Origin of the sequence: Streptomyces sp. TLI_185 (assembly GCF_003814765.1) — a bacterium.
Taxonomy (GTDB): domain Bacteria; phylum Actinomycetota; class Actinomycetes; order Streptomycetales; family Streptomycetaceae; genus Streptomyces.
On the sequence record NZ_RKRB01000001.1, the window covers coordinates 8994945 to 9016730 of the forward strand.

The 21786-nt window shown below is 70.8% G+C and carries 18 protein-coding genes and 2 pseudogenes; 7 read left to right on the forward strand and 13 right to left on the reverse strand.

What is annotated here, in order from left to right; all coding sequences use genetic code 11:
* Positions 1–351 precede the first annotated feature (351 nt).
* The 5 genes from EDD92_RS41250 to EDD92_RS41270 all read right to left on the reverse strand — a co-directional run bounded on the left by EDD92_RS41250 (position 352) and on the right by EDD92_RS41270 (position 6578).
* On the reverse strand, positions 352–1581 hold the full coding sequence (locus EDD92_RS41250) for a SpoIIE family protein phosphatase (RefSeq protein WP_123970776.1): 1230 nt from the start codon (positions 1579–1581) through the stop codon (positions 352–354).
* Positions 1582–2166: 585 nt separating this feature from the next.
* Positions 2167–2991 carry a DUF1684 domain-containing protein gene (locus EDD92_RS41255; RefSeq protein WP_123969014.1) on the reverse strand — a complete coding sequence of 275 codons (825 nt, stop codon included), beginning with the start codon at positions 2989–2991 and terminating at the stop codon, positions 2167–2169.
* Positions 2992–3080: 89 nt separating this feature from the next.
* The gene (locus tag EDD92_RS41260) at positions 3081–4004 is read right to left on the reverse strand and encodes an LLM class F420-dependent oxidoreductase (protein ID WP_123969015.1); all 924 of its coding nucleotides are present in this window, start codon (positions 4002–4004) and stop codon (positions 3081–3083) included.
* Positions 4005–4080: 76 nt separating this feature from the next.
* Positions 4081–5481 (reverse strand): NtaA/DmoA family FMN-dependent monooxygenase, encoded by a 1401-nt coding sequence (locus tag EDD92_RS41265; protein ID WP_123969016.1) that lies wholly within the window; start codon positions 5479–5481, stop codon positions 4081–4083.
* Positions 5478–6578, reverse strand: a complete 1101-nt coding sequence (locus EDD92_RS41270; RefSeq protein ID WP_123969017.1) for an LLM class flavin-dependent oxidoreductase — start codon at positions 6576–6578, stop codon at positions 5478–5480. Before EDD92_RS41270 ends, EDD92_RS41265 begins: the two co-directional genes overlap by 4 nt.
* A gap of 583 nt (positions 6579–7161) precedes the next feature.
* Here EDD92_RS41270 and EDD92_RS41275 point away from each other — a divergent pair.
* Positions 7162–8403, forward strand: a complete 1242-nt coding sequence (locus EDD92_RS41275; RefSeq protein WP_123969018.1) for a vanadium-dependent haloperoxidase — start codon at positions 7162–7164, stop codon at positions 8401–8403.
* 34 nt (positions 8404–8437) lie between these two features.
* Here the strand turns inward: EDD92_RS41275 and EDD92_RS41280 are convergent, their stop codons facing one another.
* Both EDD92_RS41280 and EDD92_RS41285 read right to left on the reverse strand, forming a co-directional pair.
* Positions 8438–8806 carry a MerR family transcriptional regulator gene (locus EDD92_RS41280; RefSeq protein WP_123969019.1) on the reverse strand — a complete coding sequence of 123 codons (369 nt, stop codon included), beginning with the start codon at positions 8804–8806 and terminating at the stop codon, positions 8438–8440.
* Positions 8807–8828: 22 nt separating this feature from the next.
* Positions 8829–9869: pseudogene (locus EDD92_RS41285) on the reverse strand (MDR family NADP-dependent oxidoreductase).
* A gap of 638 nt (positions 9870–10507) precedes the next feature.
* Between EDD92_RS41285 and EDD92_RS41290 the strand changes: the two are divergent.
* From EDD92_RS41290 to EDD92_RS41305, 4 genes are read left to right on the forward strand one after another with little or no spacing between them, the layout of a single operon-like run.
* Positions 10508–11404 carry an ABC transporter permease gene (locus EDD92_RS41290; RefSeq protein WP_123969020.1) on the forward strand — a complete coding sequence of 299 codons (897 nt, stop codon included), beginning with the start codon at positions 10508–10510 and terminating at the stop codon, positions 11402–11404.
* Entirely contained in the window at positions 11401–12195 is a 795-nt protein-coding gene (locus EDD92_RS41295; RefSeq protein ID WP_123969021.1) for an ABC transporter ATP-binding protein, read from the forward strand. The genes EDD92_RS41290 and EDD92_RS41295 overlap by 4 nt, the downstream gene beginning before the upstream one ends.
* Entirely contained in the window at positions 12179–13246 is a 1068-nt protein-coding gene (locus EDD92_RS41300) for an aliphatic sulfonate ABC transporter substrate-binding protein (protein ID WP_123969022.1), read from the forward strand. The genes EDD92_RS41295 and EDD92_RS41300 overlap by 17 nt, the downstream gene beginning before the upstream one ends.
* Positions 13243–14565, forward strand: a complete 1323-nt coding sequence (locus EDD92_RS41305) for an LLM class flavin-dependent oxidoreductase (protein WP_123969023.1) — start codon at positions 13243–13245, stop codon at positions 14563–14565. The genes EDD92_RS41300 and EDD92_RS41305 overlap by 4 nt, the downstream gene beginning before the upstream one ends.
* Before the next feature lie 105 nt (positions 14566–14670).
* Here EDD92_RS41305 and EDD92_RS41310 read toward each other — a convergent pair.
* From EDD92_RS41310 to EDD92_RS41330, 5 genes and pseudogenes are all read right to left on the reverse strand, one after another.
* Positions 14671–15735, reverse strand: a pseudogene (locus EDD92_RS41310) (arabinofuranosidase catalytic domain-containing protein); the annotation flags it as partial.
* 166 nt (positions 15736–15901) lie between these two features.
* On the reverse strand, positions 15902–16834 hold the full coding sequence (locus EDD92_RS41315; RefSeq protein WP_123969024.1) for an SMP-30/gluconolactonase/LRE family protein: 933 nt from the start codon (positions 16832–16834) through the stop codon (positions 15902–15904).
* 99 nt (positions 16835–16933) lie between these two features.
* On the reverse strand, positions 16934–17578 hold the full coding sequence (locus tag EDD92_RS41320) for an NADPH-dependent F420 reductase (protein ID WP_123969025.1): 645 nt from the start codon (positions 17576–17578) through the stop codon (positions 16934–16936).
* A 33-nt stretch (positions 17579–17611) separates the two neighbouring features.
* Positions 17612–18604: an SMP-30/gluconolactonase/LRE family protein gene (locus EDD92_RS41325; protein ID WP_185124293.1), complete on the reverse strand. Its 993-nt coding sequence runs from the start codon at positions 18602–18604 to the stop codon at positions 17612–17614.
* Between the two features lie 47 nt (positions 18605–18651).
* On the reverse strand, positions 18652–19431 hold the full coding sequence (locus EDD92_RS41330; RefSeq protein ID WP_123969026.1) for an MBL fold metallo-hydrolase: 780 nt from the start codon (positions 19429–19431) through the stop codon (positions 18652–18654).
* 127 nt (positions 19432–19558) lie between these two features.
* Between EDD92_RS41330 and EDD92_RS41335 the strand changes: the two genes are divergently transcribed.
* The gene (locus EDD92_RS41335) at positions 19559–20479 is read left to right on the forward strand and encodes a helix-turn-helix transcriptional regulator (RefSeq protein WP_123970777.1); all 921 of its coding nucleotides are present in this window, start codon (positions 19559–19561) and stop codon (positions 20477–20479) included.
* A 140-nt stretch (positions 20480–20619) separates the two neighbouring features.
* Positions 20620–20757, forward strand: coding sequence for a hypothetical protein (locus EDD92_RS50170; RefSeq protein WP_185124294.1), 138 nt, complete (start codon positions 20620–20622; stop codon positions 20755–20757).
* A gap of 381 nt (positions 20758–21138) precedes the next feature.
* Here the strand turns inward: EDD92_RS50170 and EDD92_RS41340 are convergent, their stop codons facing one another.
* Entirely contained in the window at positions 21139–21783 is a 645-nt protein-coding gene (locus tag EDD92_RS41340) for a hypothetical protein (protein WP_123969027.1), read from the reverse strand.
* Positions 21784–21786 lie beyond the last annotated feature (3 nt).

Consider the following 21786-nt stretch of genomic DNA (forward strand, 5'->3'; position numbering starts at 1 on the left):
GAGCTGGATCACGATCAGTGGGTTCAGGGTCACCAGTGCCACGTCCAGCGGGATCCATCTGTGGAACTCGAACAACATCGTGGTGAGCGGGAACACGGTGACCGGTGCCGGCGAGCGGGTCCAGGGCGCCAATGTGCCGCGCAAGCCGAACTGCAACGTCTGCCCCGGACGTTTGCCGAACCGAGTGGACTGGATGGACGGTATGGACTGGGTTTCAGTTTCCGGGGGTCAAGGGGTCGCAGGTTCAAATCCTGTCGTCCCGACGGTGCGAAGGGTCTTCGCAGGCGAGAGCCTGTGAGGGCCCTTCTTCTGGGTGGACGTCCGGCTTCGGGGTCACGAGGCACCGGAAGGTCACAGCCGGACGATGACGAGGGCGATGTCGTCGTGGGCCCCGCCTGCTACGCCGAGGTGGGCCAGGAGGGTGTCGGCCAGGCGGTCCGGTCCGAGGGTGCGGTGCTGGCGCAGGACCTCGACCAGTCGTGCGATTCCCTTCTCGATGTCCTCGCCTCGTCGTTCGATCAGCCCGTCGGTGTACAGCACGAGTGTGGCCCCGGGCTCGTAGGCATGACCGGCCTGAGGGCGGGGCACGTGCTGCGGCCGGGCTCCCAGTGGCGGGTCGGTGGCCTTGTCCAGCAGGTCGCAGATGCCGTCCGGGTCCATCAGGACGGGCGGCGGATGTCCCGCGTTGCTGTAGATGATCAACTGACTGCGGGGGTCGACGAGTGCCTTCACGGCGGTGGTGTTCAGCGCGCCGTCGACGGACCGTGCATACAGGCCCAGCACCTCAAGGGCCCGGGCGGGTGACTCCAGTGCCCGGATCGCGGCACTGAGTGCACTGCGCAGCATGCCCATCACGGCGGCCGCCTCCAGGCCGTGGCCGACGACGTCGCCGACTGCCACCGCGAACCGGCCGTCGGACAGGTTGACCATGTCGTACCAGTCGCCGCACACGTTCAGTGACCCGGTCGCGGGCAGATAGCGCACCGCGACGTCCGAGTGCCGGGCCAGGTCGGGTACCTGGAGCATGGCCTCCTGCAGGGTGACGGCCACCTCGCGTTCGCGGGTGTGGGCCAGTCGCAGTTCCTCGTTCAGTCGCTGCAGCTCACGGGCGCGTGCGTACAGCTCCGCCTCGAGTGCGTCGCGCTTGGTCAGCTGCTGCAGGGGCGGCTGGTTGCCGGCCACGCGGGCCTGGACGAAGGCGGTGACGTCCTCCACCCGGTGGATGATCCACTGCACGCCGCCGTCCGGGGCGAGGATCGGCGTGTTGATCGGGGACCACCACCGCTCTTCGAACGTTCCGGGCTCGCCCATGACCGGGATGTCGTACTTCTGCAGTGCCATGGTGTCCGGTGTCCGCAGGGCCAGCACCCGGTGCAGGGAGGCGCTGAGGTTGCGCACGCCGTCCGCCTCGGGGTCGGCAGGGTTGTCGGGGAAGGCCTTGAAGATGTGCTTGCCGAGCAATTCGTCACGTGTGCGGCCGGTGGCGTCCAGGTACGCCTGGTTGACCTCCACGATGACCAGGTCCGGGCCCAGTACCAGGTAGGGGCTCGGCGTGGCGGCGAACAAGGCCGCGTAGTCCATCTCCGGCAACGCAACCACCTCCGGCCGCCCTCTCTCCCTCACGCTACGGGCCATCGAGGCCGTGCGCTCGGGTGGGGACGAGCGGTCGCGGGTGGCGCGGGCGGCGCGCGAGGGCTCGCGGCAGACTACGGGGTAGTTGCACGTGTGAATATCTGCGCAGGCTGCATACGGGCGCGTCGAATGATCAACGGGTGGAGAGGCGGCGGCAGCGCCGTGCACGCCACCGTTCAGGTTCGGCGCGGCCGCTGACCATCCGGGCCGGGCAGGCCGAAATGCGACCCTGCCGGTGCGGCTGTCGCCTCGTTCGAGGATTTCGGACCGGAAATCCGGCTACCCGCCCGTCCGTGCAGGCTTGGCCCTGGTCCTTGCGGTGGCTTCGAGCTGGGGCGAACTCCCGCATGCCTCAGGCCGCGAGGACGTTCCCGCGCGGGGATGTCGTACCAGGGGAGAGTGCGACTTCTCGCGCCCGGCGGCCGTCGCCCGTGCCGACCACGGGCGACGGCCGTCCCCGAGTCTGCCGGCCCACGGGCGGTTTGCCCCCGCCGCTGCCGAGCGGACGGGCCGCCGGCCGGCCGGCAGTGGTGCTCAGGAACCGCCCCGCTCACGGGGGATCTTCTGGCCCGCCTCGATGGCCACCGCCAGCCGGTTCTCGGCCGGGGGCAGCGGGCAGGTGGCCAGGTCCGTGTACGCGCAGGGCAGGTTTGCGGCGCGGTTGAAGTCCAGGACCACCGTGCCGTCGGCGGCGGGCGGATCGAGTGCCAGGGACCGGTTGGCGGCGTAGGTGGTGACGCCGGAGGTCGCGTCGGTGAACAGCAGCATCAGACTGCCCGCACCACGTCCCGGGAACGCGGTCAGGGACAGCTGCCGCCCGGCCAGTTCGAACTCGACCCTGCCCGGAGCGTCGTAGACATGCTCAAGGCCCTCGACCGCGGCGCCCACGGTGGTCGGCCGCGGCTCGTCGAAGGGGATGTACCGGCCGGTCACGGCCCAGCGCGGGTCGGGCGCGTAGGCGGGTGTTCCGACGAAGGCGGTGCGCAGCGGCGCGTCCGGGTGTCGGGGGCGCACGATGTCGTTGCCGCCGCGCTTGGCGACCTCGATGACGGCGTCTCCCCAGACCGCGTGGACGTCGCTGCGCTCGGGAAGCACACCGAAGCGGTGTTCACCGCGCACCGGGGTTCCGTCGACGAGCAGTTCCTCGTCCTCGGCGAGGGTGACGACGACCCCCTCGGGGCCGGTGTGCCAGGCGCCTGGCGCGTCGGGGAAGCGCTGCGGCCGGTCGTCGAGCCAGTGCTGGCCGGTGATCGCCAGGAAACCGTGCGGGTCGGCGAGCCGGGCCTCCTGGGCGCGGTACCAGTCCAGCCAGTTCTCGGTGAAGGCCTGGAGGTCGGTTGCGGTGGCCTCGGTGGTCATACGGTCTCCTTCGTCCTGCGAGGCTCGGCCTCGCGCAGGGGTACGGGGTTGCAGGGGAGCTGGGGGTTCGGGTTGGCCGACGGGCTTGCTCAGCCGGCCAGTTCGCCGAGGAGGGTCCAGGTGCGCCGGCGGTCCGCCTCTCCGGCGATCTCGGTGCCCGAGAACACGACCTCGGTGGCGCCGGCTTCCCGGTAACGCCGTACCTCGGCCTCGACCGCCTTCTCGTCGCCGATCACGGCCAGGTCGGCGGCCCGTCGGCCGCCGGAGAGTTCGATGACCCGGGCGTAGGACGGGATCTGTTCGTAGAACGCGAGGTTCTCGGTGGCCTTCGCCCGCACCGCGTCCACGTCGTCCGTGACCACGCCCGGCACCAGGGCCACGATCCGGGGCGCGGGACGGCCGGCGGCCTCGGCCGCTGCGGTCAGGACGGGAACGATGTGTTCCGCCAGGGCGCGCGGTCCTGCCAGATAGGGCAGGATCCCGTCCGCCAGCTCACCGCTGACCCGCAGCGCCTGCGGCCCCATCGCGGCGACCAGCAGGGGGACGCCGCTCTCGGCGCCCGGGACGCGTGCCGGGATCGGGGTGGTGGCGGTGAGCAGTTCGCCGTGGAAGTCGGCCGTGCCGGTTTCGGTCAACTGCCGTAGCGCGGTGAGGAATTCACGCAGGAGGGCGATGGGGCGTTCGAAGGGCAGGCCGAAGCCGGTCTCGGTCAGCAGTTTCGTGCCCAGGGCGAGGCCGAGGTGGTAGCGGCCGTGCGTCGCGGCCTGGGCGGTCTGGGCCTGGCTGGAGACCAGCAGCGGGTGGCGGCCGAAGACGGGGATCGCGGAGGTCCCCACCTGCAGTCCGGGCACCTCGCGTCCGACGATCGCCGCGAGCTGGGGTGAGTCCGCGCCGAAGGTCTGACCGAACCAGGCCGACCGCAGTCCGGCGGCCGCGGCCTCCTGGGCCAAGTGCACGGTGGCGTCGACCTGGTTCTGTGCGTCGGATGCGTTGAGTGCTACTCCCACAGTCATGTCAGTCAGAACGGAAGCTTGGCGAACCCGCATTCCGCTCCCTGTGTGACAGCTTCGTGTCAGTCGGGTGAGGCGGTCAGCCTGCCTGGCGGTGGTCCGGTGCGGACCGGCGGGTGAGGGGTGCGCGCAGGCCGAGGTGGTCGCGGAGCGTGGTGCCGGTGTAGTCCGTGCGGTAGAGCCCGCGTTCCTGCAGTTCCGGGACGAGCAGGTCGACGATGTCGTCGAGGCCGTCGGGGATGAGGTACGGCGTGACGTTGAAGCCGTCGATCGCGCCGTGCCGTACGAAGTGGGCGAACTTGTCGGCCAGGCCGGACGGGGTGCCGACGTGGCCGCGCTGCGGGCCGAGCGCGATGACGGTCTCGCGCAGCGACCAGCCGTGTGCCTCCGCCTTCGCCCGCCATTCGGCCACCACCGTGCGCGGGTCGGCGACGCGCCGGGCGCCGAAGGAGCCGTCGTTCTCGCTGACGACCGGGTCGTCCTTGGGCAGCGGCCCGTCGGCGTCGCGGTCGGACAGGTCGATGCCCCACAGCAGCCCGGCGATCCCCAACGCCGTGGCGGGGGTGACCTGTTGGAGGCGGATCCAGCGCTTCTTCTCCTGGGCCTCCTCCTCGGTGGCGCCGATGATGATCTCGGTGCCGGGCAGGATCCGCAGGTCGTCGTCGGGCCTGCCGGCGGCGCGCAGACGGGTGCGGATGTCCTCGGTGAAGGCCAGGGCGTCGTCGAAGTCGGTGCCGTGCGCGGAGAAGATGACGTCGGCGTTGCGGGCGGCGAAGTCGCGTCCCTCGCCGGAGTCACCGGCCTGGAAGATCACCGGGTGGCCCTGGGCGCTGCGCGGCAGGGTCGGCGCGAGGTCGACGTCGAACTGCGCTCCGCGGTGGCGCACTTGGCGTACGGCACCGGGCGTCGACCATTCCCGTGCGCCCGCGGAGTCGGCGACTGCTCCGTCCTCCCAGCCGTCCCAGAGGGCGCGGGCCACGGTGAGGAACTCCTCGGCGCGCCGGTAGCGGTCGGCGTGGTCGAGGTAGCCGCCGCGGCGGAAGTTCGCGCCGGTCCAGGCGTTGTCCGTGGTCACCACGTTCCAGCCGGCGCGGCCTTCGGAGAGGAGATCGAGGCCGGACAGGCGGCGGGCGAGATCGGCGGGCTCGTTGAAGGTGGAGTTGGAGGTCGAGACCAGGCCGATCCGGCGGGTGACCGCGGCCAGCGCCGCGAGCTGGGTGATGGCGTCCGGCCGTCCGGCCACGTCGAGGTCGTGGATCTTGCCGTCGACCTCGCGCAGCCGGAGCCCCTCGCCGAGGAAGAACGCGTCGAACAGGCCGCGTTCGGCGGTCTGGGCGACCCGGCGGAAGGAGGCGGGGTCGATCTGCGAGCCGCTGTCGGGGGCGGACCAGATGGTCCAGTGGTTGACGCCCTGGAAGAACACGCCGAAGTGCAGCTGGGCGTGTGGCCGGGGGACGTCGAGGGGATCGGTGCGCGTCATCGGGCTTCCTCCTGGACGGCCGCGGCGGCGAAGCGGTTGGCGGGGCGCTCAAGACCCAGAGTCGAGCGCAGGGACGTACCGGGTAGCGGGCGGGCGACGAGACGCCGCTCGGACAGGTCCGGCAGGACGAGGCGGGAGAGGACGGGCAGGTCCTCGTCCAGCACCAGGGGATGCAGCCGTACACCGTCGACGTGACGGCTCAACTCGCCCAGGAGAGTGACCAGTTGTTGCGCGGAACCGATGTGCCGCAACCACCCCCGGTCGGTCCACGGCCCATGCCGTTCCAGGTCGGCGACGCGCTCGGCGGCCGTGGCCTCCGGCGTGTCCAGCGCCACCTCGACCTCGGCGAACACGCGCGGTACACCGGCGACAGCAGCAGCCGTGGCGATCGACGTCAGGTCGCGGCCCTCGACGAAAGCGACGTCGAGCTGCGCGGCGGGAATCCGGTCCGGCCGGCCCAGGACGACGAGTTGCCCCTGGGGCGGGCGCGGCACGATCGCCGGGCCCTTGACGGCGTAGGTCTCCCCGGTGAAGTCGATGTAGTGCAGCCGTTCGCGGTCGAGGTAGCGGCTCGTGGTCACGGACCGGATGACCGCGTCGTCCTCCCACGAGTCCCACAGGGCTCGAGCCACCTCCACACCGTCCCGGGACTCCCGGGCCCGCGCCTCGGCGTCGGCGACCACCGGCCGCCCCCAGGCACGGGCCGCCTCGGGACGCTCCTCCTCCGCCACCACCCACCCGGCGCGACCGGCGGAGATGTGGTCCAGGGACGCCAACTGGCTGGAGACATGGAAGGGTTCGGCATACGTGAGCGGTACGACCGGCGCGATCCCGAGGGTGCTGGTGGATGCGGCGACGAAGGCCGCCCGCTCGACCGCGCCGATACGGCCCACCGGATCGGGCGAGGCCCCGGGCGGCAGCACGCCGTCGTCCAGGGTGATCAGGGCGAATCCGGTGTTCTCGGCCACGGCGGCAACCCGGGCGATACGGCGCGGACTGAGCAACTGGTCGGGCGAGTGGGCGGCGCGGCGCCAGGCCGCGGGGTGGGCGCCGTCACCGTCGATCTCGAGGGCGAGGTGCAGGGCAGGGCCGGACAAGGGGTGTTCCTTCCGAGATGCACGCGGACTCGCGGCCGTAAGCCACAAGGCGCACAGCACAAGGCGCACAGCACAAGGCGTAGGGCCGCGACGAGACGGCCGGCGGGATGCGCCGGCAGGGATGGGAGCGGGGGTCAGACCTGTGCGGAAGGACAGACGGCGGAGGCGGTGCGGCAGTAGTCGACATGCCGCCGGGTGATCAGCCGCGCACCCGCGCACGCACCCTGCGGTGCCGCGCCAGGTACGTGCATGAAAGGCCTCCACCCGTCGAAAATTGCTGATTCAACGTACGTCGTCCGTCCCCACGAGTGTCAAGGAGGGTTCGAAGACCGGACGTCGCGGGACGGAATTTCATGCAGCTGCAACGGTCTCTCCCTCAACTGCCTGCTAGACATGGTGGGGTGAGCCCCTCGGCGCTGTATCGCAGGCTGTCCGCGGATCTGGCGTGTGTCGACGCCTCCGCGTGTCGACGGCTCTGACACCCCCTCGGCTCGTCCTGCCCTGCGCGACCGCTCACGGGTCATTTCTGTGCGCAGCCACACCTCGCTCACCCTCTCACCGCACTCGAACTGAAGGAGAACGCGTGAGTTCGACCAGAACCCGGTCCGCCCTCGTCGTCCTGGGCGCGGCGGCGCTGCTGACCGCGTCCGTCGTGGTTCCGCAGGCCTCAGCGGCCGGCCGTACGTCCACGGCGCTCGCCTGGTACGACGCCACCGCCGAGACCGTCGCGGCGGCCGGGGCGCCGACCCAGATCACCAACAGCCGTACCTGGGCCGTCAGTTGGCTCGCGGCCGCCCGAGCCACCCGCGATGTTCCCCCGGGCGTCGAGCCCGGCGCCTACCGGGAGGCGGCGCTCGCCGGGGCCGTCCACCGTGCGCTCGTCACGCTCGCCCCGACCCGTACGCAGCAGCTCGACGCGACATTCAAGGGGACCCTCGAGGCGATACCCGACGGCCCGGCCGAGCAGCGGGGCGTCGCGGCAGGAGAACACCAGGCCGATCTCGTCCTCAAGTCGAGGCAGGGCGACGGTCTCGATCCCACGTCGGTCAACGCGACCTACACCGTGAAGCCCGCGGCACCCGGCATCTGGCAGCCGACGCCACCCGACTACGCGCCGGCGGCCCAGTACGGCAACCGTCTCGCCAAACCGTTCGTGCTCAGCACGCAGAGCCAGTTCCGGCTCGCCCCGCCACCCGCCCTTGACTCCCGGCGCTACGCCGCCGACCTGGCCGAAGTGCGCACGTACGGCGCCGCGAACAGCACAGCGCGCAGCGCCCATCAGACCGAGACGGCCACCTTCTGGCTCGGCTCCTCCCTCACGCTCTACACCCAGCCGCTGCGTGTGGCGCTCTCCCGGACGAGCGAGGGAGTCGCCGGTCAGGCGCGGCTCATCGCGCTCTTCCACGTCGCACTCGTGGACACGCAGATCGCCACCTCCGACAGCAAGTACGCCTACGAGCGCTGGCGTCCCGTCACCGCGATCCGTACCGGCACCATCGACCCCGACCCCAACTGGACGCCGCTGCACGCCACCCCCGCGCATCCGGACTATCCCAGCGGCCACAACACCTACGCGGGCGCCGCGGGGACCGTCCTGTCGGCGCTCGTCGGTCCGCGCACCGCCCCGTTCGAACTGACCAGCTCCACCGCGCCGGGGGTCACGCGGACGTACACCGCCTGGAGGCAGCTCTCGGACGAGAACGTCGATGCCCGGGTCTTCTCCGGCATCCACACCCGGTCGGCCGACGAGGCGGGGATCACGCTCGGCACGAACGTGGCCCGATACGTCCTGCAGCACGCGGGACGGCTCCTCGCTCCGCGCTGACCGCCGGCCCGCACCGTCTCGTACGGTGGTGGGCTCAGGTCTGTCCCGTCCGGCGCGTCAGACTGGCACGCAGCCCGGTCAGGCGGGCGATCTCGGCGTCGAGGGCCGCCAGCCGGCCGGCGACCACCTGGGAGCCGGGCGACGACGGGTCGGTGTTCGTGCAGCGGCGTTGTGGCTCCTCGACCAGGAGCTGGATGCGGTCGGCGATGCCGCGCAGGTCCTCGACGGTGAGGCCCAGGGCGTGCAGTTCACGGATGACGCGGACGCGGGCCACCTCGTCCGGACCGTACCGGCGTTGGCCGGTCGCCGTACGCGGCGGCGGGGTCAGCAGCCCGCGCTCCTCGTAGAACCGCAGGGCCCGCGGGGTGGTCCCTGCCGCAGCTGCCGCATCTCCGATGCGCATTCCGACCTCGTCCCGGTCCGTCTCAGTGGGGCGGCAGCTCCACGACGACGGTGCCGAAGTGCCGCCCCTCGAACAGTTCCTGCAACGCTTGCGGGGCCCGATCGATGCCCGGGATCCGCACGTACGGAAAGGAGATCTCACCGGTGCGCAGCCAGTTGCCGAACCGCTCGGTCCACTCCTCCGCCACCTCGGGATGGTCCGTGCCGCTGTAGCCGCGCAGCGTGATCCCCTGGGTGACGACACGGTAGGTGTCGATCTCCGCCGGAGCGCTGTCACCGTCCCGGTGCGGTGACAGCTGGCCGGACAGCGCGCCGACGAGGGCGATGCGGGCGCCGCGGCGTGCCACCGTGAGCGCCGCGCTCAGCTGCCCGCCGCCCACGGTGTCCACCAGGACGTCGATGCCTTCGGGTGCCGCTGCGCCCAACTGCTGGGCGAGCGTGGGGGATTGGTGGCCGGGCACCACCACCGAGTCGTAGCCGAAGTCCGCCCGCAGCTGCTCCGCTTTGGCCGGCGAACGGGTACTGCCGATGATCCTGCCGGCGCCCAGCAGCCTGGCGACCGGACCGGCCAGGTTTCCCACCGCGCCCGCCGCCCCGGTGACGAAGACCGTGTCGGCCGGGACGGACGTCGGCAATCCGGGTGAGCGCGCCGTAGGCGGCCGACCCCGAGGAGAGGTGGGCGACCGGGTCCGGCAGCACATCGCCGAGCGGGGTGCAGTCGGCTGCGGCCACCAGCGCGTGCTCGCGCCACCCGAGCAGGTGCGTGACGGCGTCTCCCGGCCGCAGCGGGCTGCCGGGGCCCGTGGCGACGACCTCGCCGACCGCGGGGCCGAAGAGCACGTCACCGGCGTGGATCGGCGGCAGCGGCACACCCTCGGGCGGGCCTGCGATCAGGGTGCGCAGCCCGGGGAACCCCGGGAAGTACCGGTTGTGGACGAGGACTTGGCCGGGGCCCGGCAGGGGCAGCGGCTGCTCGACGACGGCGAAGTGTCGGGGCCGGGCAGCCCCTCAGGGGTGCTGACAAGCCGGATCTCGCGGGTGGCGGACGGCAGGGGAGTGGCCATGGAAAGCTCCTGGTCCGGGGAGGCGGGCCGAGCGGTGGCGACCGGCCGGCGCGGGGCGCGCACACGCTAAGCCCTGACGCGCGCGTCAAAGGCAAGGAGAGATGCGTCCCGAAGAGGCGGGGAAGTTCTCGGTGTCCGCCATGCAAGACCTGTCCGAGAAATTATTGACCAACGTGGTGGACCTCTGCTGGACTCCCGTCCCATGAACCCGCGCGTGGACCTGACCCGGCGGCGCCACATCGATCTGGCGCACGTCTCCAGCGCGTTTTGTTGTCGCTGACCCGGTAGGTGGTCCCCGGCAGCATCCGGTGATGCCGTCCTGCGGGGCCTTCGTATCCGCGTCCTGAGCGACTGCTTCTCCGGCCTCACCTCACCGTTTCCCCTTCCCGGCTGAGGGAGAAGTGTCTGCGGCACAGCGTGCCGTCCCGTGGTCGCCGGCCGTCCCAGCCTTGCGACCGCACCGGCTGCCAAGTCCCCGATCGATGCGCATCGAGTCGATCGTTCACTCCCGCTCCTCACCCCTCAGCACCCAGCGGTGCGCCCGCTTCACCCGAGAAGGGCCTCCTCATGCCTGTGTCCATCCGTAAGCTCACCGACCGCAGCTGCGCGGTCACCGAAGACATGCCGGCGGTGGCGCCATGACCGAGGTCCGTATTCCGGCCGCGGCTCTGGTCAAGCCGGCCCCGGACGCCGGGCCGACCAGCGTGCGGGAACGCGAGGTGTTCCTGCCGCGCGACGCCCGCCGCCGGACGCCGCTCACCACACTCCGCGGGCGGCTGCGCTGGCCGCTGGGCATCTACACGACCCCGGTCGTGATCCTCATCGCCTGGGAGGTCCTCGCCCGGGCCGGAGTGCTGGCGAAGACCTACGCCCCGGCACCGACCTCGATCGTGAAGTCCGCCGCCGATCTGTGGCAACAGGGCGTTCTCGGCCCGGACTTGGCCATCTCGCTGCAGCGGGCCGGCATCGGACTCGCGATCGGTCTGACGGTGGGCATCGTCACCGGCGTGCTGGGCGGGCTCCTGCGCAGCGGTGAGTTCCTGTTCAACGGCGTCGTGCAGGTGCTCAACACGATCCCCCTCCTCGCGGTGCTGCCGCTGATGATCGTGTGGTTCGGCATCGACGAGCTCACGAAGGTGCTGCTGATCTCCTTCGGGGCCGGTGTCCCGATGTACCTCAACCTGTTCGCCGCGATCCGGGGCGTCGACCAGCGGCTGATCGAGATGGCGCGCACGACCGGCGCGGGCCGCTGGCGCCTGGTGACGCGCGTGCTGGTGCCGGGAGCGCTGCCGGGGTTCCTGGTCGGCCTGCGGTTCTCCCTCGCGTACAGCGTCCTGGGTCTCGTCGCGGCCGAAACCGTCAACGCGGACAAGGGACTTGGCTTCCTCATCACTCAAGGGCAGACGTATCTGCAGACCAACCAGGTCTTCGTGGGGCTGGTGATCTACTCGCTCCTCGGTCTGCTCGCCGATCAGTTCGTCCGGGCTCTCGAGCGGGTGCTGCTGCGGTGGCGACCCAGTTATGAGGCGTCATGAGCAGCACAGTCGCGACCGAGCCGCGTCGGCAGACCGGTGTCGTCGTCGAGCAGGTGGTCCGTCGGTTCGGGGACCGGGTGGTGCTCGACCACCTCGATCTCACCGTCGGCGACGAGGAGTTGGTGATCCTGCTCGGACCCTCGGGCTGCGGCAAGAGCACCCTGCTGCGGCTGCTCGCCGGACTCGACCGGCCCGACGGAGGCCGCGTGGAGGTCCCGGCACGGCGTGCGATCGTCTTCCAGGCCGACCGGCTGCTGCCGTGGCAGCGCGTCCTGCGCAACGTCACGCTCGGACTGCACGGACCCGACGCGGAACAACGCGCCCGCGCCGTGCTCGGCGAGGTCGGACTCGCGGGCCGGGAGAAGGCCTGGCCCAAGGAGCTCTCCGGCGGCGAGGCCCAGCGGGTGTCCCTCGCACGGGCCCTGGTCTCGGAGCCCGAACTCGTGCTGCTCGACGAGCCGTTCGCGGCCCTCGACGCCATCACCCGGCTGCGCATGCACGACCTCGTACGGGCCCTGCGCACCAAGCACCACGCCGCCATGCTGCTCGTCACCCACGACGTCGACGAGGCGATCGCCCTGGCGGACCGCATCGTCGTCATGAGCAACGGCCGTATCGGCACCTCGCACGAGGTCCGTCTACCCGCCGCGGACCGCGAAGCGAGCGTCGCCCGCGAGGAACTGCGCGCCCGGCTCCTGGAAGACCTCGGCCTCGCAGGCCGGAACCGACTGCCCGCCCAAACCCTCACCCAGCACAGAAAGCACACGACAACCCATGCGTCCCACACGTAAGAGAACCAGCAGAGTCATCGGCGCCGTCGGCACGCTCACCCTGGCGAGCACCCTCGTCGCCTGCGGATCGTCGTCGTCGGACACCGCGGCGCCGCTGAGCAACGCCGTCGACGCGAGCGACGCCAAGCATCCCGAGTGGAGCAAGTACACCTTCACCGTCGGCGACAACGGCGGTGACGGCAGCGAGGCCCTGGCGAAGCGGACCGGCGTCTTCGACAACGCCCCGTACAAGGTGAAGTTCGCCCGCTTCACCTACGGCCCGCCGCTCGTGCAGGCCGCCGCGTCGGGCGACATCGACCTGGGCAGTGTCGGCGACGTACCGCCGATCACCGGCGCCGCGAAGGAGTACGGCTTCAAGGTCGTCGCCGTCAACCGGTCGCTCACGCCCGACCAGGCGGTGGAGAACATCATCGTGCCGAAGGGCTCGACGCTGAAGACGGCCGCCGACCTCAAGGGCAAGAGGATCGCCGTCCCGCAGGGCAGTTCGGCCCACGGCCTGGCCCTGAACGCACTGAAGAGCGTCGGCCTCACCCCCAAGGACGCCAAGCTGGTCTTCCTCGACCCGGCTGCCGCCGCCACTGCGTTCAACACCGGCAAGGTGGACGCCTGGTCGATCTGGAACCCGCAGTCGGCCATCGCGGTCAAGAACGGCGCCCGGATCCTGGTGAAGGGCCTCCCGCCGATCGACCAGACCAGCAGCTACTACGTCGCCAGTGACACCTCGCTGAAGGACAAGACCAAGCGCGCGGCCCTCACGGACGTCCTGAAGAGGCTCTCGCGGGAGTTCGCCTGGGCCGTCAAGAACCCCGACAAGTACGCGCAGGCGCTCTCTCAGGAGCAGGGCATCCCGCTCGCCGACGCCAAGGCGTCCCTGGCCGCCTACTCGAATCGGGTGACCCCGGTGGTGCCGGCGGACATCGCGCTGGAGCAGAAGCTCGCCGACGCCTTCCTGGAAGCGGGCCAGATCACCAAGAAGGTCGAGGTCAAGTCGATCGTCGACAACCTCCTCCCGGTCGGCTACGACAGCTCGAAGCTGAAGGTCACGTCATGAGCGCGAGACGGCTCCACCTCAACGCCTTCCTCATGGAGGCGGGCCACCACGAGGCGGCGTGGCGCCTCCCGCACAGCAATCCGCGGGCGGACTTCGACCTGCGGCACTGGATCGAGCTGGCGCAGCTGGCCGAGAGCGCCAAGTTCGACTCGCTGTTCCTCGCGGACGGCCCCGCCCTCATCGGCACCGGCGAGTTCCGTCCGCCGGGCCAGATCGAACCGCTGACCCTGCTGACCGCGCTGTCCCAGGCGACCAGCAGGATCGGCCTCATCGCGACCGTGTCGTCGACCTACAACGAGCCGTACAACCTCGCTCGCCGGCTCGCGTCCGTCGACCACGTCAGCGGCGGCCGCGCCGGCTGGAACATCGTCACCTCGGCCGGCGCCGACGAGGCCGCAAACTTCGGCCTCGACAACCGCCCCGACCACGCCGAACGCTACGCCCGCGCCGACGAGTTCCTGAAGGTCGCCAAGGCGCTGTGGGACAGCTGGGAGTCGGAGGCCGTCGTCGCGGACCGGACCACCGGCCGCTACGCTGACCCCGCGCGCCTGCACCGGCTCGGCCACCAGGGCAGGTACTTCAAGGTGGCCGGCCCGCTCAACGTCGAGCGCCCGCCGCAGGGTTACCCGCTGCTCGTCCAGGCCGGATCCTCCGAGGACGGCAAGGACTTCGCGGCCCGCCACGCCGAGGCCATCTTCACCGCGCACACGACGTACGAGCGCGCGGCCGCCTTCTACGCAGACATCAAGGCCCGGACCCGGGCCGCGGGGCGCGACCCGGACGGTGTGATCGTCCTGCCGGGCATCGTCCCCTACATCGGGTCGACCGAGGCGGAAGCCCGCGCTCTGGCCCGGCAGTTCGACGAGCTGCGCGTCCCGGAGTACGGGCTGCGCCAGCTGGCCGCCGTGTTCGAGACCGAGCCCTCGGTTTTCCAACTCGACGAGCCGCTGCCGGACTTCATCCTCGCCCGGCCCAAGCTGGAAGGCTCACAGAGCCGTTCCGACCTGATCATCGACCTCGCGGTGCGCGAGCAGCTGACGGTCCGGCAGATCATCTCCCGGCTCGGCGGCGGACGCGGTCACTTCGAGTTCGTGGGCACGCCCGAGCAGATCGCCGACACGATCATCGCCTGGTTCGAGGGCGGCGCGGCGGACGGGTTCAACATCATGGCCCCCGCCCTGCCGTCGGGCCTCGCGGCCTTCGTCGAACACGTGCTGCCGATCCTGCGCGGCAAGGGCCTGTTCCGCGAGGAGTACGAGGGCACGACCCTGCGCGAGCACTACGGGCTGCCGGTCCCGGCGAACCAGTTCCACGCCTGACCGGCCTTCCACGGGCGGCCCGCTCGCGACTCCCGCCGCTGCACATCCCGCAGCGGCGGGAGTCCGCCAGAGCGAAGACCTTTCGTGGAGGTGGATCTACCTGCCGTATCCGGCCGCGGTGATGTTGGCCTGCACCGCGTTCTCCGTGCCGTCCGAGGGATATCCGGAGGTCATGACGCCTTCGTAGAAGGTGCCGGCGGAGCCGTGGCTGTTGTCGCCGCCGATGCCGAGAATGATGGCGCCCTCCTTCTTCATCGGGTTGTAGCCGGCGACGTTGGGACGGACCCCGTTGTAGAAGGTGGACAGGGAGCCGGACTGGGCGTTGCCGCCGCGGATGGCCCAGCGGTTGGGACCGCCCTTGACGACCGCGGTGAGGTAACGGTGGCTGATCGAGGGGTCGTTGGCGTTGTAGCGCTGGTTGACCCCGGAGAACAGGCCGTTTTCGAGGTCGGCCATGATCCAGGGGCCGTTGCCGGTGCCGTACCCCCAGACCTTGATGTTGCCGAAGTAGATGGCCTCCATGGTGCCGTTGCCGTTGTCCCGGCTGTTGGTCTCGGCGTTGCCGTAGTCGAAGCAGCAGCCGCCGTTGTAGTGCGTGCCGTCCAGGACCGCGTACATGCCCTCGGCCTGGTCACCCTTGGCGACACCGTTGGTGCGGTTGTTGCGGTATCCGGTGCCGGGCGCCACATAGACGCCGTACGCCTTGTGTCCGGCGACCGTGATGGGTGCCGCGGTCGCGTTGGCGAGGTTGTCGTAGCCGCCCGCGGCCGGGCCGGAGAAGCCGCCGGGGGGTGCCTGGGTGAGGCGGTTGTTGCGGCCGGACTGGTCATAGATGACGGTGATCAGACAGCTGGTGCCGGCGCAGAACGAGTCCTGCGCCGCGGCGTTGGCGACCCCGCCCGCGCTCAGGACGCCGATGTCCCGGGTGGCGTTGTCGGAGGCGCGGCGCACCTGGTAGAGGGGGCCGTTGTAGGTGGCGTACAGCGCGCGGGTCGTGCTGTGTGCCGCCACGCAGGGGGTGCCGCCGGCCGCGTAGAGGTCACAGGGCAGCGAGCTGGCGGCGGGTGCGGCCGGTGCGGCGGCGGTGAGCAGGCCGACGCCGAGCGCGGCGGCGGCGCCGGTGGCGAGCAGCGCGTGCCGCAGGGGACGTAACCGTGGTCGGAAGAGCATGAGCGGAGCTCCTTCGAGTGTGGGGGTGCGGTCTCGCTCAGTGCCGGGGGCGAGGTCTGTGTCCGGTATATCGAACGTCGATCGGGACTTCGGACTCTGAGGATGATAGGAACCACGCCACAAACGTCAATGCCTGTCGCGTGATTCGCTGAAGTACCGAGCGCACTCATTGGTCGAGATGGGCGAGGAGCAGGTTGGGGTCCTTGTTCGTGAGGTAGGCGGCGCTGGGCACGTACACCCTGTCGCCGTGGACCGCGATGGACGTGGGGGTCTGCAGGCCGTCGGCCGCGGTGAGTGCGGCGGTGTGGGTGCCGTCGGGGCGGACGAGGTCGACCTGGTTGTCGTCGCGGGCGGCGAGGAGGGTGTCGCCGTGGCCGGTGAAGGCGAAGTCGTCGATGGACGGCATGCCGGTGGCGCGGACCTGGATGCGGCCCGCCGCTCCGCCTGCGGTGAACGGGATGCGCAGTACGGTGCCCTTGTCGAGATTGGTGGCCCAGACGGCGCCGTTGTGGAGCTTCAGGCCGTTGGCGCCGGCGAACGAACTGGGTTCCAGGGCCCTGCCCTTGGCCCACACGACGGCCTTGCCGCCCCGTGCGGGGAGGCGGTAGATGACGCCGTGCACGGAGTCGGTGACGTAGAGGCGGCCGGTGTGCCGGTCCAGGGCCAGGCCGTTGGGCAGACCGTCGGCGGGCAGCGCGGCGACGCGGTGCGGACGGCCGCCAGGGCGGACGGTCCAGAGGCCGGTGAGGTCGGCGGTGCCGGTGGCGTAGGTGACGTACAGGGTGCCGTCGTCGGCGCGGGCGATGCCGCCGAGGAAGGCCTTGCCCAGGTTGGGCGTGCTGGCCTTGGCCGGGGCCGGGAGAGTGGCCAGGACGTGTTCGTGGCCGCCGGGGGTGACGGGGACGATCTGCCGGGCGAAGGAGAAGGTCAGATACGCCGATCCGGTGCGGTCGACGGTGATGTTCTCGGGCTGCTGCGAGGTCGCCAGGCTGAAGTGGGCGGCGATGCGGGGGTGGGAGAGGGGTTCGGTCGCCGCGGTGGCGGTGGCGGCGGAGGCCAGCAAGGTCGCGGCGGTCGCGAGGGCAGTGCGGACGTACATGGGGTGGTTCTCCTGGTCGGGGATGGGTGATGCTCCGCTGCCCACGCGGGGGAGTAGCGTGCCGGCAGCGGAGCTACGGGGCTGTCCTGCTCGCGCGGCTCAGGGGGCGACGATCCTGATCGTGCTGGCCCAGCCGCGGCCGCCTTCCCGGATCTGCAGGGCCATGTGCAGCAGCTGGAAGCCCTCCAGCTCGCGTGCATGCCTGAGCGCGCCGACGTCGACGGGATGGAGCCCGCCGGAGGTGACGAGTTCGGCGACCTGCTTGCGGGCCGTTGCGTCGTCGCCGGCGATGAAGACGTCGAGCGGAGTCCCGTTGACCTGTCCGGCGACCAGCGTCGTGGCGAACGTGGTGTTGAACGCCTTGACGACGCGCGTCTCCGGCGCGGCGGCTTCGGCGATCTGCTCGGCAGCGGAGGTGCCCGGGGGTACGACGAGCGAGTCGAGCGAGGCGTCGACGGGGTTGCTGATGTCGACAAGTACCTTGCCGTTCAGCCGCGTTCCGTAGGCGGCGGCGAGTTGTTTGGCCGCTTCGAAGGGGACCGCGAGGACCACGAGGTCCGCGGTGTCCAGGGCGGATTCGTCGGCGGCACTTATCTGTCCACTGCCATGGCTGCGTAGTTCGTCGACGAGTTGTACGGCCTTGCCGGGATCCTTGGCGGTGAGGGTGACCGTGTGACCGCCCGCGAGTGCGCGGGTGGCGATGCCGCGAGCCATGTTCCCGGCCCCGACGATGGTGATCTCCATGGTTGTCGCCCTTTCTTCGAGTGTTCCTGGCCGCTACTGGGCGTGGACGCGCACCACGTTGAACGGCAGGTGCGGATCGGCGATCTGGAACTGGAAGTTGACGATCAGCAGGTCGCAGCCGTCGAAGGCGGCCGTGGACGGGCTGTGCATGCCGTGGCCGTGGACGGTGCGCACCAGGCGGGCTCTTGTGTAGTCGTGGCTCAGCTTCAGGACGGCGATCTGGCCGTCGGGGTTGTCGAGTTCTGTGACGGCGGTGAGCGTGTTGCCGCGCAGCAGAAGTCCGTCGCCGGAGACACCCTTGGCGCCGCCGAGGTCGATCGGGACGACCTGGTGGCTGCGCAGATCGATGCGGTAGAAGGCGTAGTCGTTGTAGTCGGCGAGCAGGACGTAGCGGCCGTTGTCGGTCACGACCAGGCCGTTGCCGTTGAAGCCCGCGTTGTAGACCATCGGGGAGTGGGTGAGGTCCACCCCCACGCGCAGGGGCTGCTGCACGGCCTTGTTGGTCAACTCGGCGGCGGTGATGTGCCACAGCGCCGGGTGGATGGAGTCGGAGATGTAGGCGTCGCCGTTGGGGGCGAGGGCCACGTCGTTGAGGAAGACGTCACTGCGGCCGGTGTCGAACACGTGGAGCAGGGTGCGGGTGCGGGTGTCGTAGACGAAGACCTTGCCGGTGGCGCCGCCGGCGACGATGAGCCGTCCGGCACGGTCGGTCTTCATGCCGGCGACGGAGACGCGTCCGTCCTGGCCGCCCGGCAGGAAGACCTTGGTCGCGCTCTGGTGGACGTCGCCGCGGTAGATGGTGCCGTCACTGGTGCTGCCGACGTAGAAGTAGGGCGTGCCGTGCTGGCGGGCGATGCCCTCGGGGTAGGTCTTGTCGCCGGGGATCGTGTAGCTCGTGGGCAGCGGGGCGGGGTGGCGGGCTGTGTCCCCGTTGGAGTCGGCGAGGGCCGGGGCGGCACCGGCCAGGACGAGCAGCGAGGCCATCGCGGCGGCTGCGGTGCGGGTGCGGCGAAGACGGACTGGCATCACAAGTCTTTCTGAACAGAAGGGAGTTGGAGGGTGCGGGTGGCCGTTCAGTGACCGGCGCCGAACAGGGAGCGATTGGCGATGTCGATCAGAAACGGGCCGACGTAGGAGGGGTAGCGGTCCACGATCGCCGTCTTGTACGCGTCTCCGTCGTCGCCGAGCAGTTCGCGGGCGTCGGCGAGGTAGCGGCGCACCTCCTCGTAGATCTCCGGGCCGGTGGGCAGGCCGTGGCCGGCGAGGACGGCGTCGTATCCGGACTCGGCGGCCAGCGCGGCGATCGCCTGCTGCCAGCCGGTGATGTCGTTGTTGCCGAGGTAGAGGTGGACGTCGTTGTAGACCAGGTCCTGGGCGATCAGCACGCCCTGCTCGGGCAGCTTGATCAGCAGTTCGTCGGTGGCCTCACCGCCCGAGACGGCCTCGAGGACGAAGGGGACACCGTCGATGACCTCGGTGCCGGGGAGGAGGTCCACGGTCGGCGTGAAGTCGGTGACCGGGATGACCAGTCCGGTGGGCAGCCGGCTGTCGCCGCGCGCGATGATCTGCTCGCGCACCGCGGGCAGGGCGTGGACTGGGACGCCGAAGCTGGCGGCGCCGTTGTAGTGGTCCGGGTGGGCGTGGGTGACGATGAGCCGCTCCAGGGGCTTGCCGAGCCCTCCTGCGTAGGCGACGACCTCGTCCGCGTAGACGGGCAGTAGTTGGGCATCGATCGCGATGATCCGTGCCGGGGTCTCGATCAGCTGGGTGGTGGTGTGGAAGGTGTCGGCCGGCGACATGTAGCTGTGGATGCGGACCGCGCCCTTGTCGAGGACCGTGACCGTGCCGTTCATGGGGTGCTCCTAGCGGTGGAGGCGGCCTTTCCTCGCCTCGATGACCTCCACTCTCGCCGCGAAACCGCAGGCAGACGAGATACGCTGAAGACCGGGCATGGTAAATCGAGGACATTCGGAGACCATGATGCTTTCCGCGGATCATGACGGCGGGGATTCCGCACAGGGCGACGCCATCCTCCGGCTCGACTTCAGACCGCCCGCGGAGCATGTCCCCGGATTCGAGATCATCGATTTGGCGACGCTGCACGAGCGGCGCAGGCGGCGGGGCCGGCGGACCGATCTGGTGCACCGGGTCGACTTCCACACCCTCACCCTGATCACCGAGGGCAGCGGGGAGCACGCCATCGACTTCGTGACCTACCCGTGCCGCCCCGGCACTCTGCTGTGGGTCCGGCCCGGTCAGGTGCAGAGTTTCGTGCGGCCGGGTACCGCGGGCGGCACGCATCTGCTGTTCACCCCGGCCTTCCCGCCCCACAGCAGCAGTGCCGACCGGATGGTCAGGGAGTGGTACGGGCCCGGCTGCCGGCAATTGGGCACCAGCCCGCAGTACGCCGTGCTGTCCACCCTGCTGGGGCAGTTGCGGGCCGAGTACGACCGGCCGCAGCAGGAGGTGTCCGCGGAGATCCTGCAACTCCTGCTCGCCACCGTGCTGTTGCAGATCGACCGGCTGCCCCGCCCTGACGGCGGCGGCGACCCGTACGCGGGCGGAGAGGTGTTTGCCCGTTTCCGCGCAGAGCTGGAAGGCTCCTACGCCACCACCCGCCGCGCCGCCGACTACGCCCACCGCCTGGGCTACACCGTCAAGACCCTCACCCGCGCCTGCGCGGCCGCTACCGGGCAGCCGGTCAAACACGTCATCGACGGCCGCGTCGCCCTGGAGGCGCAACGGCTTCTCGCGCACACCGACGAACCGGTGGCGACCATCGCCCGCCGCCTCGGGTTCGCCGAACCCACCAACTTCGGCAAGTTCTTCACCCGCCACACCGGCATGACCCCGGGCACCTTCCGCCAGAGCCAGCAGGGCGGTCAGACGCTCAAGCACTGACACGAGCGTGGGTCAGGCGAGTCCGCCCGCTTCTCGGGCCACGATTGACGGACACCGGATGTCGTGACGCGCAAGCCCGGCCCAGCGTTTCCGCCGCGTCGTGCGACGTACGGCTGACTCGGGCGGCCTCCGGCTGGACGGTGACCGCGCTGCACCCGGCCCGGCCGGGAGCCGCCGTGTCGGCGCTGCCCGCTCGCATCCGGGCGTTGCTGGCCGACTCCCGCATCGAACTGCCGCCCGCTGCGCAGACCGACCCGCGGCAGCGGGCGCGTCCATGACCGTGTTCTCGCGGCGGTGCTGCGCCTGGCGGGTCCCTTCCGGATGTACGTCAGCGTGGTTCGCTCGGCCATCCCCTGGATGTCTTCGGCACCAGCCGCCCCAGCGACCATCCGCGGGGCCGGGCCTTCGACGTGTGGCAGATCGACGGTCACGCGGTGGTCGACCCGGCCACGCCCCGCACTCTGGTGGAGCGCTTCATGCGGGACGCGGCAGCGGTCAGCTCCTACAACGTCGGCGGCCCGTCCTGTTGTCCGGCGGCGCCACCGCCAACCAGTTCTTCAGCGACAACACCCACCACGACCACGTACATATCGGCTTCGACCGCTGACCTTGCCCGCATCGCTCCCGCATCGCTCCCGCTCAGGCCATCGGCCCCGCCGTCACAGCCCGTCGCGGACCATGGCGGCGACGATCTGGACATGGCGGTCGGCCGCCGTGTTCGAGAACTCGTTCTCGAAGTTGAGGCCGTACGGCCAGAAATGGCCGCCGCCGGTGGACAGCGTGGCGGCCGAGCCGTCGAACTGCTTGACGAGGGCGGTGGCCTGCGCGCCGTGCCAAGTGCCGCCGCTCGACAGGGAGTTCCAGTTGGCGCTGGTGCCCACGCCGATGGTGTGGGCGATCTCGTGCAGGGCGGTCCGCTCGGTCATGTAGCTGCGGTTGCTGCCGAAGCGGATGGTCCCCTTGTTGCTGCCGTCGGCGGTAGGAACGCTCGGGTCGTAGCGGACGGTGATGCTCTTGCCGAGGTCGCTGAGGTTGTTGTAACGGGCCACCGCGGCGTTCATGGCCTTGGTGATCAGGTCGTACGCCGTCTGCTGGTCCTGGGTGGGGTTGCCCGCCCGTTCCAGGGTCCAGGTGATGGTGGCCGCGGCCGCCTGATGCCGGGCGACGGGTGCCGGCTGCTGCGGAGCCGCCTGGGCTATGCCCGGTCCCGCCAGCAGGGCGGCCGCCAGGGCGGCGGCGGCCAGTTTGCCGCGCCGGGAGAGGGCTGATCGGTGAGTTCGCTCCGCGGGGTGTCGGGGACTCATGTG